Origin of the sequence: Leptospira weilii serovar Ranarum str. ICFT (assembly GCF_000332415.1) — a bacterium.
GTDB classification, from domain to species: domain Bacteria; phylum Spirochaetota; class Leptospiria; order Leptospirales; family Leptospiraceae; genus Leptospira; species Leptospira weilii_A.
Genome location: NZ_AOHC02000041.1, coordinates 243,841 through 258,546, shown reverse-complemented (window position 1 = coordinate 258,546; position 14,706 = coordinate 243,841). Strand labels below are relative to the sequence as shown.

Here is a 14,706-nt window from a genome sequence, read left to right as displayed (position 1 = left end):
GAGGATAAACTTTGACGACAGGAACCAGATCATGATTCGATTTTTACACACGGCGGACCTTCACCTCAGTCAAAAGGAAAAAGATTATTCCCTTTGCGTCTTGAAAGAAATCATTTCCGGCGCGACGGAAGAACGGTGCACTCATATCCTTTTTTGCGGAGATCTTTTCGATCGAAACTCGGATATTGCCGCGTTAAAAGAGGAAGTGAAGGAGATTTTAAAAACTTTCTCCGGAAAAATTTTTTATATCCCCGGAAATCACGAAGAACTCGGTATTCCCGAAGGAACGTTTCCGATTTCGGCGGATCTTTCTCCGATGTTGTATCCGCAAAAAAACGATTCCTACAAACTTTGGACCGAGGAAGTCGACGGTGTCGACGCGGAGTTTTTCGGTTTTCCGTTCAAAAGAACTTTAGATTATTCGAATATTCAATTTAACGAAAAAAAGGTTCAATACCGGATCGCGCTCCTACACGGTACCGATACAAAACTCGTGGAATACCTCGGCCCTTCCCCCGAAGAAGCGGATTCGATTTTGGATTCCAATCCTTTTGCGGAAGCCAAGTTCGACTACTTGGCGCTCGGACATATTCACTGCGAACGTTCCGAAAGATCCGGGGCCCTTCTCAAAGCCTACCCCGGTTCGCCCAGAGTCGTTTCCTCCGGCGAGTTCGGTCCGCGTTCCGTCAACATCGTGACCCTCGGAAAAAACGGAACTCCCGTCCTTCAAAAAAAGATCCTTTCCTCCGCCGGAGAATTTAAGGAATTTTCCGTTTCTTCGACTCTTACGGGTGAAGTTCCGGAACTTTCCAAAATTCCCGCGCTCGTTTCCGAACAGGATTTCGTTCGTATCAAAGTTTCCGGAATCGTGGAAGACGAACATTCCGTCTCTGAAATTCTGGCTCGTTTCGAAAAATCTCTCGTTTGTAGAAAATTGGATATCAAAACGGGAGATCTCAAAACCTCGTCCACTTTGATCGACAACCCGATCGCAAAACTATTTTACGAAAAGCTAATGGATAAAAAAACAAACTGGGACGGCGCGGATTCTCTCGATTGGAACGAAATTTTAGTTTTAGGTCTCGAACAAATCGAAGAAAATGCGGGGAAAAATTAAGATGATCTCGGGCGTTCAACTTCTCAAATTCGGTAAATTCGAAGGGAAGGATTTCGATCTTTCGGAAAGTGTCACCGTCTTTTTCGGTAAAAACGAATCCGGAAAAACCACCGTCTTCGACGCGCTCCGACTCGCAATCGGTAGTAAGTTTCTTACGGCGAGTCAAGAACCGAAAAAAAGTATTCTTGCCCGTTACGGCGAGAAATGTTTGGACGGTTATAAAATCCTAGGAAACGTTCCCGATCTTTCCAAGGACGCGGCTCCTCAGTACGTTCACTGCGTTTCTCTCCGGGAAGGCGAACTTGAATTTGCGTTTAACAACGATAAGTTTATCAAACCCGATTTTCTTCGGAGCAAACTTTTAAACAGCGGAGTCGACTTGGAAGGAATCTCCGGTTCGTTCAAAAAGATCCATTCCCCAAAAACGGGTAGTAAGGACGCGAATTTTTTCGAATCCCTGAAAAAAGAAATTTCGGATTTGAAAACCAAAAGAATCGCGTTGGTTTCCGAAATCGAAAACTTACATTCCAGAAATAAAAACAAAATTGAAAAAGAGGAAAAACATCTCAAAGACCGGAACAAAGAAACCGAGATCAAAAACAAACTCGCTCGGATCGAAAAGGATTCCGCTTTGGATTCTAAAATTCAAAAGAAGATTCAACTTTTGGAATCTCTTTCCGAAATTCAAAGGTTAAAATCCATCCAAGAATCGATCCAAAAAAACTTCCTTTATACAAAGGACGAATCCTCCGCTTTCGAAAGTTTTCAAAAAGAAATCGAAAAATCCGGGAGTGTCGTCTCTTCTTCCCAGTCCTTACTCAAAGACAAAGAAAACGCGATCGATTCCAAAAAGAAAGAATTGGATCGGCACCTAAGTCAAATTTCCGTTCTTCAAAAGAAAAAACAAAAAGCGGAGGAATGGAACGAAAAAATCGACAAAACCCTTCGTGAAGACGGTTTTAACGAGGAGATTCGATCGGTTCATTTCGATTCCTCGAAAAAACTTTTAGGATTCGTTTTAGTCGGACTCGGTCTTCTCGGCGTGTTCGGGTCGTTCGGAGCGTTTTTATTTTCCAAACTTTCTCCCGTTGCTACTTTGAGCGGAACCTTGATTTCCGGCGGTTTGATCGCTTTCGGAATTTTTCTAATTTCACAAAAAAAAGAATCCGTCGTTTTTCGATACAGTTCCGTTAAGGAAAAGGACTTTGTGGTCAAAATTTCCGGACAATGGAACTTAACATTTCCAGAATATTCTATTTCTATCATGAATAAAATTGAAAACCTGAGGGAATTTTTCGGAAAACAAATCCAAAACTACGAACTCAACGTTCATAGGATAGAATTTTTGGAAAAAGAAATCCGTACGTTAGCCGGAGAATTGGATCCGATTCGATCGTCCTTAAAACTCGAATCCGAAAAAATTTCCGGACTTGAATCCAAAAGAAATTCCTGGTTGAACGATAGACGTTCGGCTACGATCCAAGACTATCACAAACTAGTCGCGGAGTTTCAGGCTCAATCCAAAAACTTTTCAGAGGGTTTGAAAAAAATTCTTACGGATAACGCCGCCAAAAGTTTGGAAGACCTGGAAATTAAACAAAAGACTACGATCGCAACGATGGAAGACGTTCCGACTCGATTTCCGAACGACCCGGAAAGACAATTCAGAGATATTAAAAAAAAGGAACTCGAAAACGAACTTCAATCCCTGGATAACGAATTAAGAAATTTGAATACTGTAATTCAAGTGGAAGACGCGCGGATTCGGGATTCCCTTCCCGAAAAAGAAAAGGATCTGATCGATACGATTCAATCCCTGAGTGAAAAAGAATTAGAATTTTCTAAAATAGAATCCAGACGGAAATCAGCCAAAATCGCCCAGGAACTCGTCGAAGAAATATCCAAGGATCAATCGGCTCAGTTTGTGTTTGTCGCTTCCGAGATCGGAAAGGAAATCAATCTGATGCTTCCGAAACGGGAAGTTTCTTTCGAAGCGATCGATAAAAAAGAATCGATCAAGATGAAGGATCAATCCGGAACATTCCGATCCATCGATCATCTTTCCGGCGGAACTCTCGCGACTTTTTATCTGATTTTCAAGTTATTTTTGGCGCGTAAAACCGTTCCTAAAAACGGAATGTTACTTCTCGACGAACCCTTTGTTCATCTCGATCAAACCAGAATCGAATCCGCTCTTTCGTATCTCAAAACGTTTCAGGAAGAAACGGAATATCAAATCTGCTTTTTTACGAAACAGGAAGAACTCGCGGAAACCGTTTTCAAGTTTTTTAGGAATTCGAAAAAGATTCCTCTTTGAAGATTCGATTTCCGCTCCAATCGTCGATCGTTAAAGTTTATCATTCATTGATATTTTGATTTCCTTTTTCAATAGAGTTGTTGAAAAATTCCATAGTTCAGATTAACAAAACTGCTTCAACCGACCATTTCAATGAAGCAAAAACAGATGAAGAATTAATTTTTCGACAACTCTAATAACAATCATCTCGTAAAAACGGAAACACTTTCCAGATGACTCGTGTGTGGAAACAAATCCACCGGAGTTATTTTGTCGTATTTAAAATTTTTTGTAAGTTCGATCGCGTCCCTTCTCAGAGTTTCCGGATTACAAGAAACGTAAAGTATCTTATTTACTTTAGAATTTAATAATATCTTTTTCGTTTCCGGATCAAGCCCCTCTCTCGGAGGATCCAAAATCACAACGTCCGACTTTTCGTTCAAGGCAGTTTGTAAGGAATGTAAAACCTTTCCCTTGATAAACGTTACGTTCTCGATTCCGTTCGCTTTGGCGGCTCCGATCGCGGAACGAATCGAATTCGGATTTTCCTCCAGACCGATTACTTTTTTGGATTTTGCGGCGACATACAAGGAAATCGTACCGATTCCGCAATAAGCGTCGATCACGTTCGAATCCTTCGAAAGTTCCTCCAATACGAGATTATAAAGATTTTCGATCTGAAACGGATTGATTTGAAAGAAAGTGGAAAGACCGATCTGAAAATCAAGATTGCCGATCTTTTCCTTTACGAAATGTCTTCCGTACCAAGTCGTTTCCTTTTCGCCTAAAACGACCTTCGTATTTCTCCGATTCACGTTTTGTAGGATTCCTACGACCTCGGCCTTCGACTTTTCCTTAGTTAAGAATTGTTTAATATACGAATGTAGACTGTTGGTGAGATTTTTTCTTCCCGGAATCTCGTCTGTGTTCGTGACGATTCCCGCCAAAATCTCCTGGGAAGCGTTCGCTTTTCGGAGTACGATATGTCTTAAAAGTCCGCTCCCGTTTTTTTCATAATACGGTCCGAGGTTTTCGACACGCGCCCAGTGTCTTATCGCCGCGGCCACGGTAGTCAAGTCGGCGTCTTGAATTCTACATTCCTTTTGATCGATGATGAACGTATTTTCCTTGTTATGAAGCCCGAGTGTTAGAACGGTTTTTTTTCCGATCTTACGATGTCCGAAAGGAAGTTGAACCTTATGACGGTACATCTGTTCCTTCGGACTTTTTACGATTGTTCGGATTTCAAGTCCCTTAAAACCTCCGAACCGTTTTTCGATCTCTTCCTGTTTGTGTTGCAGTTGTTTTTCGTAACCGATATGCAGTCGGTCGCAACCGGCACATTCCGGATAATGTTGGCAGGATTGACTCGCGGGAGGTTTCATTTTATTTTCAAACTTTCGCTCCTCGATAACCTGTCAAATGAATTCGTTTTTAAAGCCGACTACATCAGATAGTTTTTTCCGTGTTTGTCTTTGATCGTCGGATCAGCTCCGTGTTTTAAAAGTAGTTCGGTAAACTCGGACATTCCCTGAGAAGACTTTGCAAGATGAATACATGTAACTCCGTCAAAATCACGAACGTTCGGATCGGCTCCGTTTTCCAAAAGTAAACGTAACGGTTCAAGTTTCCCTTCGTTCATACAATGATGTAAAGGACTCATTCCGTTTCCGTCCTTTTGATCGAGATCGGCTCCACCTTCAATCAAAGCCGACATCGTCTCCGGAGAAAAATCCTCCGAGATACAATGTATGAGCGGAGTCAAACCGGTTTTGTCATCGGAAAGATTCGGGTCCGCGTGAAATTCCATAAGTATGCGAACGATTTCCAATCGATCGTATTTCACCGCGAGTGAAAGAGGAGTTATACCACGATAAAAATTAAGATTCGGATCCAATCCGTTTTGCAAAAGAGACTGAATTCGTGGAACGTTTCCGTGTTGAACGGCGCCGAAAAAAATAAACCGTTTCCAAAAGGATGCGGTTCGTTGTTTTTCGGAAAAATCGTTCTTCTTTGCCGTTGCGTTTGATTTTTGATATTCCTTCATCTGTGTGTAGTGTAAGAGATTTTGTATAAATCACAATCGTTAAAAAAGAATCGAATATCCATCGGTTTTCGAACGTCGAAGTTCCCACACGACTTTTTACTTGCAAAAGTATGATTTTATGATAGAGAAAAGTTCCATGCTTTTTTTAACTTCTTTCCAAAGACGAGTTCTGTTTTTTTTCGGACTCTTTTTTATTTTCAATCAATGTGCGCTAGAATCGGAGCGACCTCGTATTTCCGCCGCATCCGGAGTGATCGATCTTTCCTCTTGGAATTTTGAAGCGTACGGCCCGGTCGCTTTGCAAGGAGATTGGAACTTTCGTTGGAATGAATTTATCGAAAATCCGAATATCGATTCGGAAAAAAATCGAATCATGCCCGTCCCTAAGGCTTGGACTCGAATCCAAGAACCGGACGGAAAAAATTATCCCGGCACCGGAATCGCAACGTACTTTTTGAAAGTGATTCTCCCCGAAAATCAAAGTTCGGCACACCTTGCCATTTTAGCGGAAACCTCCGAAACCGCGTACGAGGTTTGGATCGACGGAATTAAAATCGGCTCGCAAGGTGTTCCCGGAAAAACACAAGAGACTTCCACTCCCGAATGGAACGTAAAAATTTTACCGTTCCGAGTTCAAAAAAAAGAATTTCAAATTCGAATCCCCCTTTCCAATTTTTATCACGCGAGAGGAGGTTTGACCGCGCGTTTGATCCTCGGAAACGAAGATCAAATCATTCTACTTAGGGCAAAAAGAATAACCGTGGACGTTTTTCTTCTCGGGTTTTTAATCGCGATGGCATTGTATCATTTCACTCTTTATTTTTTGAGAAAGAAAGACGCGGCTCTTTTGTATTTCGGAATTCTTTGTTTGGTGTTTTGTTTCAGAGAGATCAGTACCGAGCAAAATCTGATTCATGTGATTTTCCCCGGAGTTTCGTATCTGGTACATATGCGAATCGTTTACTTAAGTTTTTATCTGATTCCTCCGATTACGACCGCGTTTTTGCGAGCCTTATTTCCGGAAGAGATAAAAAAGGAAATTCACTACACGATCGCATTTATCGCTTCGATTTTTTCCTTGATAGTCGTTTCTCAAGATCCCGTATTATTTACGGGAACCATAGAATCGTATTACGTTTTTACGTTTTTATGTTTTGCAATCGGTTTTTACGCATTGGCGCTCGCATTGATTCGAAAAAAGCCCGGTACGATCCCGATCCTAATCGGAATGTCTGCGGTTTTTCTCGCATACAGTCAGGATATTTTTTACAATAAAAGAATCATTCCTACGTTTATTCTCGCTCCGTTCGGATTGATCGCTCTCATTTTTTCCGAAGCGTATCTTTTAGCTAAAAGATATTCTCTGGCTTTCGACGCGGTGCAAGACATGTCCGAAAGTTTAAAAAAAGTGAATTCTTCATATAGACTTTTCGTTCCACGAGAATTGTTAAAAATATTAAATAAACATGATATTCTTGATATCAAACTCGGAGACATCGTGGAAGAAGAGATGAGTCTTCTTTATAACGAAATCCGAACTTTTTCCGATCATTCCGAAAAGATGATCGGAAAGGAAAATTTCGAATTCATCAATTCCTTCTTAGGTAAGGTCGGTCCCGTAATTCGCGAAAGGGACGGATTTATCGACAAATATTTCGGAGAAGCTTTTCTCGCCTTATTTCCTCCGGAGCCAAAAAAGGCTTTGGAAAGCGCCGTCGAAATTCAACGAATTTTAAGGGAGTTTAACCGAGAAAGAATCGCAAACGGAAAAGATCCGATCCGTTCCGGTAGCGGAATTCACACCGGACCGATTTTACTCGGAACCATCGGAGAAGCCGAAAGGATGGAAAGCACCGTTATTTCGTCTTCGGTGAACGTCGCTTCAAAAATAGGACAACTTTCGAGAATGTACGATTCTTCCTTATTGATCACCGATTCGACCTTATTTCGTTTAACAAATGCATCCGGATATTTTTACAGAGTTGTGGATCGGATTCAGATTCGAGATCAAAGAAGCGTTTATACGGTTTTGGAAGTATTCAACGGACTTCCCGAAAATTTAATCGATTCTTATATGAACACAAGGGAGGAATTCGAACGTGGAATTCTTTTGTTCAGAGAAAAACATTTCGAAGAGGCGTGCGTCGTTTTCAATCGAATCCTGGAAAAAAACCGAGCCGATCAAGCGGCAAGAGTGTATTTGGAAAAATCGGTGCATAACTGCAGGTTTGGAGTTCCTGAAAACTGGCAAGGGGTTACGGTTTTAGGAGATTGACGTAGTTGAATTTGTATGAGTTCCGCGTTTCAAGTAGTTAGTTACATTTTCCTAATAGAACGATCAGACTTTAACAATGTAGAATATTCCTCTTCTGTAAATTTCCTGAAATCTGACCCCTAGTACAATCACTTCACACGAGCTCCCCGAAAAAAGACCGCCTCAATCGAACCCGGAAATTCGAAATTTTCAAAAGGAGACCAGCCGGATTTACTTTTGATTTCTTCTTTGAGAAATTTTTTCGGCTTTTTTAAATTCAAAACGGTGAAGTTCGCCGAATATCCGGGTTCGATTCTTCCGAAACCTTTTCCGAATTTTTCGGGAAGATATTCGTTCACAAAGTCGCCCGGGTTTTTCCCGCAAATTTTTGCGATCGTTTTCAATTCCACACCCGCTTTCAAAATCAACCATGTTACAAAAAGTGAATATGTATCCAGTTGGGAAATCCCGCTTGTACCTTTTTGTTTTTCTTCGATACTATGAGGAGCGTGATCGGTGGCAAGATAATCGATCCAACCTTGTTTGATTCCTTCCAACATTCTTTCCCGATCTTCCTTGTCCCTAAGAGGAGGATTCATCTGAAACCAATGGCGATTTTCGGGAGTCAACATGGATTTATCGAAAAACAAATGTGTGGGTGTGACCTCGCAGGTGATTTTGGTCCCTTTTTGTTTGGCGAGTTTGATCTTGTTCAAACCTTCACCCGTGGAATAATGACAAAGTTTACCTCTGAGATCGTATTTTTCGATCAAATATAAAGCGAAGTCGGTCGCAGTCGTTTCCGCCTCGGAAGGTCTTCTGTCCTCGTGAAATTTTTCGTTCTGATGTTTTTCCAGAACGACCGGATCTTCGCAGTGAAAACTTATATTCTCTCCCGTATAATTGCGGATCGTATCTTCCAAAGTTTGATTGTTATGAAAGAAAAGTTCTCCGATGCTCGGCCCCATAAAAACCTTATAAGGGACGGATTGTTTCAAAGGTTTTGTGTTCGGCCCGATCCCCGCGTACAACGTTATGTGTATTGGAGAACGATCGGCTAACTTGCGTTTTTTTGAATATGTATTTTCGTCAACGGGAGGAATCGGATTGTTCGGCATATCGGCGACGTGAACGACTCCTCCGTTGACCGCCGCGGCGCTTGCGGAAATAAAATCCTCCTTGTATGTGTGTTTGCCGCTCTCGTCTTCGCGAGCGTGAATGTGAATATCTCCGAAACCCGGAAAGATCACGGTCTCGGAGGAATCGAATCGGATCTCTTCGTCCTTTGACTTTACGTTTAAAACCGCGTCGGTATCCTCGCGAACTTCGAGAATCAGTCCCGTATTAGGATCCCATTCCACGGTTCCAAAAAAATCTTTGTCGTGAGTGACGATTCTACCGGATATTTTTTGAATCATGAAAGGGTTCCTGGAAATTCTCATCAATACGAACTTGGAAAAAATCCGTATCGAATGAGAATTGCGTCTTACGTTTTGGACTTTGAAAAGGGCTTGTCGATTTCACTTAACGCAGATCACGTTATACTTCATCGTTCCCGGACTACTCGTTTCCGAACCGTCCTTGAAATTAACCGAAAAGTAATAACCCGTTTCTCCGTCTTGGCCGGAAGACCAGAACACTCCCGCGCTTTTTAATTTTTGATCCGCTCTTTTACTGAAAGTCTTAAGTTGATCTTTTCCGGGAAGACGTTTTCCCTTTTCATCGCAGATTGCGTTCGCTTCGACCCATGTTGCGGATCGATGAAACGAATCGTCCCAGCCGCGTTTTCCGTAAACTGGAGTTTTTGTATGATAGTTTTCACAAATGAAATAACTGAAGACACCTAAAAGTAAAACGCTAACGCTAAGAATCGCGCGCATCACAAACTTTCCGCTTTCTCGCGTTACTCTTACCTTGGGAGCGGCATCTTTTTCCACGGCGAGTTCCTGACTTCTACGATGGAACTCTTGATTTCTTTGAAAATTCTTTCCTTGCTGCTGACGTTGTTGGTGAGAATGTCTTCCTCTCTGTTCGTTCCCGCCTCGGTTGGAATCGGAGTTTTCCCGATTCCCCCCCGAACCCTTTTGATTTGAATTATGCTTTTTTCTAGGAGGCCTTCTTTTGTTTGCCATTTGGACCTGTATTTTTGAATTTAAGAACTTATCTTTGATTGGTACCAGAAAAATGATTCGTTGTAAATTAAAATAAAATTTCAACCCTTTCCGGAACGCCGCTTCACCTTTGAAAATTGAGTGAATCCTCCCTGCAAACTACGAAGATGGTAAACCATGGAACGCATTCGTATTGGATTGATCGGAGCCGGAACCGTCGGGTCAGGCGTCATTGAAATTCTTAAAAAAGAAAGTATCAAATACCGCGAAAAATTCGGAATAGAACTGATTCTTTCCTCCGTTTGTACTCGAACTCCCGAAAAAATCAGAAAGGAACTTCAAAGTTTTCCAAGTTGTAAACTAGAATCCGATTATCAAAAAATCGTTACCGATCCTGAAATCGATATGATCTTAGAACTCGTCGGCGGAACGGACATCGCCGATTCGATCGTAAAAGCCGCGTTAAAGAACGGGAAAACGGTGATTACTGCAAACAAAGCCTTACTTTCTCAAAAAGGGGACGAGTTGTTCTCTCTTGCTCGGGAGCAAAATTTGGAAATCGGAATGGAAGCGTCCGTTGCCGGGGCTATTCCGGTAATTCGCTCGATCAAATCCGGTCTTGGTTCCGATTCGTTTCTTTCGTTATACGGTATTCTCAACGGAACTACAAATTTTATTCTTTCCAAAATGGAACTCGAACATCTGGATTATTCGGAAGCTTTACGTATCGCTCAAGATTTGGGTTTTGCGGAAAAGGACCCGACCTTTGACGTGGAAGGAATCGATACCGCTCACAAGATCAGCATCTTAGGAAGTTTGGCATTCTCCGAAAAAATTCCTTTACAGAGTGTACAAATCGAAGGTATAACAAAGATTAGCGGATTGGACATTCAATTTGCGAGTGAACTCGGTTATAGAATTAAACTTCTCGGACTCGTACGGAAGTTGTCTCATAAAATCGAAGCCCGAGTCCAACCCGTAATGATTCCGGTCAAACATCCGTTTGCGAATATTATGAACGAGATGAATGCGGTTTATTATCAAACCGTTTATGCAGGACCGGGAATGTTTGTGGGAAAAGGAGCCGGAGCTTTACCGACCGCTTCTTCGGTCGTTTCCGACGTTTTATATTACGGAGCGAGAAGAAACAAAGGGATTTTGGCGGAAAACAATCTTTTCCCGCAAGCGACCATCTCGGAAGCGAACGGATCTTTGGTACGTTACTATCTCAGATTTACAACCGTGGATTTGCCCGGGGTTCTTTCTGAAATTTCCAAGGTATTGGGAGATCACGGAATTTCGATCTCTTCCGTGAGACAAAATGAGGCTGAAAAAGAACCCGTTGAGGTTGTTGTGATTACACATCCTGCAACGGAAGAAAATATAAAAAAGTCATTAAAGATCATAGACCAGTTGTCTTTAATCCGACATACTTCGGTTGCCATTCGATTGGAAGACAAACTTTGAGATCGATATGATATTTACGGGAAAGTCGGGCTTCAATGATTAAGAGGGAAAATTTACTCAAAGAGATAAAGGAATTTTCATGGCGAGAGTAGAATTCGATTCATTGTACATTGAGACGACAAGAACAAGTCTCCCCGATAAGGAAGTCCAACTCGTTGTGTTCAACGGAAAGGTGACCAACTCCAACTCTTTCGAGATTTCCCGCAAAATCCATTTCATCTTCGAAGACGAAGTTTATAACATCATCTTGGATCTCTCGAATCTCGAATACATCAACAGCGTGGGAGTCGCTATGATTCTTACCTTGATCAAAACCGTGGATCAACATTCCGGCAAAATCGTAATCGGCGGTCTCAATCATTTTTTGGAAAACGTAATTCGTCTGATGGAACTTCCTAAAAAAGTACAGATCTATCATTCCGTTGAGGAAGCTCAAAAAGCTTTTTCTTGATAGCCGACAAACGACCTGACTTTCGGTCTATAACGCACAAAAGAGTTGGATGAGAATTTTTAAAAGAGAGAATCCTTTTTATTCAAATTGATTCAAAGGAATCCATGATTTTTGAGATCTTTTTCGGTTAATCCGGTGACTCTAAGAATTACTTCGATTTTGATCCCTTCATCAAACATTTTACCGGCCGCCTCCAGTTTTTCTTTCTCGATTCCCTTCTCGATTCCCTTTTGCATTCCTTCTGCGATCAATTGCTCTGCCGTTGTCATGGTCAACTCCTCGTATTGTTCCAATTTCGCCGTATGAAGGACTTCCCTCAATGCGGATGGTTTCAAATCCCGCACCCAATAAATATACAATAACAATTTCTTTAGGATTGCAACTCTTTTAGATTCGTCCTCTATGTTAACTAAAACGGAAAATAAAACAGGTAAGTGAGTTATAAAATCCAATTCGCCATCGCGAATCCTCTGCACCACTCCAAAAACTACTCGAAGCGTTATACTTTCCAGTTTATTTTTTAAATCAACCCCGGATAAATCAAAAAGGTCGATCCTAAAATTTGGGATAAAGTCTTTTAAAATTCGTTCCTCTTCACTGAGTGAAAATTGATTCAGGAAATACTCTCCCAACATCCATTTCATTTCTCCGTGATAAAATACAAACGGAATCACTACGAAATAAGAACCGTTATTCTTGATTTGGCTATTGTATATTTTGGAAAGATAACCCAAGAGTTGTACGTAGATATCGGGATCTAAATAACTTTTGTGTTCAAAAAGGATATAGATCTGCGCCTCCTTTCCGGACTTTAATCGCACTGAATAAAGCATATCCGCCTGTTCTTCTTTCAACTCTTCAGAAATGAAGTTAGATTTCAGTAATTCTAAACTTCCCAAGTCCAGTAGATTTACGACTTCCGATGGAAGTGTGTTTTTGAAAAAAGATACAATTTCCACTTTATCCTGAAACGTTTCTCGAATCAGTCGGTCGTGAGGATTGTTAATTTCGGACATACGGTATTTTGGAAAATAAACGATTTTTGTATATTATAAAAAAAGAATGTTTATGAGAATTTTTAGTTCCGCTCTTGATACTCGATAAACCATTCCGGAAAGATAAAATATCTAAATTCGAAGGTTCCCGTAGCGGGAGTGATCGTAGATTCTTTGTTCCAAAAGATCCAGAAAAGTTTTCAAACCCCAACCTTGATACGCGGAAACTAAAACCGTATCGGAGTGAATGTCGATTCCCAAATCCTCTTTCAAATCCGCGATCACCTCCAATCCCGGACCGTGATTTACGGATGGTCGGGAAGATTTTTTATAACCGTTCGAATCGTTTTCAACCGCCCAGGTTTTGAACTTTTCGAGATTATCGATTTTGTTGAACACTTGGATCATCGGTATATGAGAAAGTTCTAATTCTTCTAAAATTTTTTCGACCGCTTCCATCTGAAGTTTATAATCCGGGTTGGAAACGTCCACGACGTGCACCAAAAGATCGGAGTCTCCCAGTTCCTCCAAGGTCGCTTTGAACGCGTTGGAAAGTTCGGGAGGAAGATCGTGAATAAAACCGACGGTGTCGGAGACTACAATTTCCCTTTCTTCGGGAAAACGAATTCTTCTGGTGGTCGGATCGAGTGTGGCGAAAAGTTTGTTCTCGGAAAGAACGTCGCTGTTTGTCAGAGCGTTTAAGAGAGTGGATTTTCCCGCGTTCGTATAACCAACGATACCGACGGAAGGCAATTCGTTTTTCTTTCTTTGTCTTCGACTGATCTCCCTTCGTTTTTTGAGAGACTTAAGTTCCACTTCAAGCCTTGTAATTCTTTCTTCGACTCTCCGTTTTCCGATTTCCAGTTTTGTTTCTCCCGGACCTCTTCCTCCGATTCCCCCGGTCAACCTGGACATGTTATCGTCCAACTCCGTTAGACGCCCTTTGAGGTATTTGAGCTGAGCCAATTCCACCTGAAGTTTACCGTCTCTGCTTTTTGCATTTCGCGCAAAGATATCGAGAATGAGTTGTGTCCTATCGATCACCTTGATGTCCGCGATATCCGAAATTTTTTTGGCTTGAGAAGGAGTGAGCTCCAGATCAAACACCAGAAGCTCCACGTGTTTTTGAATCGCTTTCAAAATGATCTCTTGCAGTTTTCCTTTACCCAAAACCGTAGAAGGATCGAGACGATTTTTTCTCTGCATAAACGTATCCACGACGTGAACCTCCGCGGTTCTACAGAGTTCCTTCAATTCTTCCATGGATAAAGAAGGATGTCTGCCTACGTTTCTTTCGGGATAAACTCCGACTAAGAAAGCGCGGTTTTCCTTCTGAGCGTCTTTGAGATTTTTTTTCGAACGGGAAAGTCTGGATTCTATTTCTAAAATTTCATCCAGGATTCCTTCCTTCAGTTGTCCGGGGTATCGTTTGGGAAGAACGATCCAAAGTTCGTCTTCCGACTCCGGATTGAGATGCGCGGAATAGTATCCGTTCGGATTTCCGGAAGAATCCATAACGACCGCGGTTAAATAATCCAAACGCAACAAAGCCAAGTCGGTCAAATCCTCTTGGTTCAAAGATTCTCCCTTTAAATGTGTGTGGACCAATCTGAGACCTCGGAGCCTCGCTTCGGAAGTACGGAGTCGATCCAAAAAGGGAATTTCGATCGAATTGTCGGAGCCGACCAACACATGCGTTACGTGGCCGGAGCGATCGATTAGGACTCCGATTTGTTTGCCGATTTCTAAGGACAATTCGCAGAGAGTGCGCGCCAATTCTTGACTAACGATTACGTCTTCCCGAATTCTTTTTTCGGAAATTTTTTTAAGTCTTTGAATTTGGTTGGATTTGAGACCGTTGAGGTTACCGCTGAGCTTGCTAATACGGAATGTTCTCCCTTTGCTAAAACGTAACAGCATTCTCGGTTTCCGTCAAGCATTCCGAGTTTTTGTAAATCATGCTTGTCA

General features: G+C 41.7%; 10 protein-coding genes and 1 pseudogene. 5 read left to right on the top strand and 6 right to left on the bottom strand.

What is annotated here, in order from left to right; genetic code table 11:
- The first annotated feature begins 31 nt into the window (after nt 1-31).
- Both LEP1GSC060_RS14430 and LEP1GSC060_RS14425 read left to right on the top strand, forming a co-directional pair.
- Nucleotides 32-1,117, top strand: a complete 1,086-nt coding sequence (locus LEP1GSC060_RS14430) for a metallophosphoesterase family protein (RefSeq protein WP_003005856.1) — start codon at nt 32-34, stop codon at nt 1,115-1,117.
- A gap of 1 nt (nt 1,118) precedes the next feature.
- A complete protein-coding gene (locus LEP1GSC060_RS14425) occupies nt 1,119-3,434 on the top strand; it encodes an ATP-binding protein (protein WP_003005796.1) in 2,316 nt (771 codons plus the stop codon).
- Between the two features lie 182 nt (nt 3,435-3,616).
- On the opposite strand, the gene rlmD is transcribed toward LEP1GSC060_RS14425, so the two are convergent.
- The gene (rlmD, locus tag LEP1GSC060_RS14420) at nt 3,617-4,798 is read right to left on the bottom strand and encodes a 23S rRNA (uracil(1939)-C(5))-methyltransferase RlmD (RefSeq protein ID WP_003006656.1); all 1,182 of its coding nucleotides are present in this window, start codon (nt 4,796-4,798) and stop codon (nt 3,617-3,619) included.
- A gap of 59 nt (nt 4,799-4,857) precedes the next feature.
- On the bottom strand, nt 4,858-5,460 hold the full coding sequence (locus LEP1GSC060_RS14415; protein ID WP_003006309.1) for an ankyrin repeat domain-containing protein: 603 nt from the start codon (nt 5,458-5,460) through the stop codon (nt 4,858-4,860).
- A 136-nt stretch (nt 5,461-5,596) separates the two neighbouring features.
- On the opposite strand from LEP1GSC060_RS14415, the gene LEP1GSC060_RS14410 reads away from it, so the two are divergent.
- Nucleotides 5,597-7,735 (top strand): adenylate/guanylate cyclase domain-containing protein, encoded by a 2,139-nt coding sequence (locus LEP1GSC060_RS14410; RefSeq protein ID WP_003005780.1) that lies wholly within the window; start codon nt 5,597-5,599, stop codon nt 7,733-7,735.
- Between the two features lie 128 nt (nt 7,736-7,863).
- On the opposite strand, the gene LEP1GSC060_RS14405 is transcribed toward LEP1GSC060_RS14410, so the two are convergent.
- Nucleotides 7,864-9,132 carry an amidohydrolase family protein gene (locus LEP1GSC060_RS14405; RefSeq protein ID WP_003005945.1) on the bottom strand — a complete coding sequence of 423 codons (1,269 nt, stop codon included), beginning with the start codon at nt 9,130-9,132 and terminating at the stop codon, nt 7,864-7,866.
- Between the two features lie 102 nt (nt 9,133-9,234).
- Nucleotides 9,235-9,846: an LIC_10572 family protein gene (locus tag LEP1GSC060_RS14400; protein ID WP_036096638.1), complete on the bottom strand. Its 612-nt coding sequence runs from the start codon at nt 9,844-9,846 to the stop codon at nt 9,235-9,237.
- Between the two features lie 156 nt (nt 9,847-10,002).
- Here LEP1GSC060_RS14400 and LEP1GSC060_RS14395 point away from each other — a divergent pair, with 156 nt between their 5' ends.
- Together LEP1GSC060_RS14395 and LEP1GSC060_RS14390 are read left to right on the top strand one after the other, a co-directional pair.
- Nucleotides 10,003-11,292, top strand: coding sequence for a homoserine dehydrogenase (locus LEP1GSC060_RS14395; protein WP_003006621.1), 1,290 nt, complete (start codon nt 10,003-10,005; stop codon nt 11,290-11,292).
- 79 nt (nt 11,293-11,371) lie between these two features.
- Nucleotides 11,372-11,743 carry an STAS domain-containing protein gene (locus tag LEP1GSC060_RS14390; protein WP_036096533.1) on the top strand — a complete coding sequence of 124 codons (372 nt, stop codon included), beginning with the start codon at nt 11,372-11,374 and terminating at the stop codon, nt 11,741-11,743.
- A gap of 92 nt (nt 11,744-11,835) precedes the next feature.
- On the opposite strand, the gene LEP1GSC060_RS14385 is transcribed toward LEP1GSC060_RS14390, so the two are convergent.
- Nucleotides 11,836-12,759, bottom strand: a complete 924-nt coding sequence (locus LEP1GSC060_RS14385; RefSeq protein ID WP_003005897.1) for an Rpn family recombination-promoting nuclease/putative transposase — start codon at nt 12,757-12,759, stop codon at nt 11,836-11,838.
- A gap of 111 nt (nt 12,760-12,870) precedes the next feature.
- Nucleotides 12,871-14,698, bottom strand: a pseudogene (gene hflX / locus LEP1GSC060_RS14380) (GTPase HflX).
- Nucleotides 14,699-14,706 lie beyond the last annotated feature (8 nt).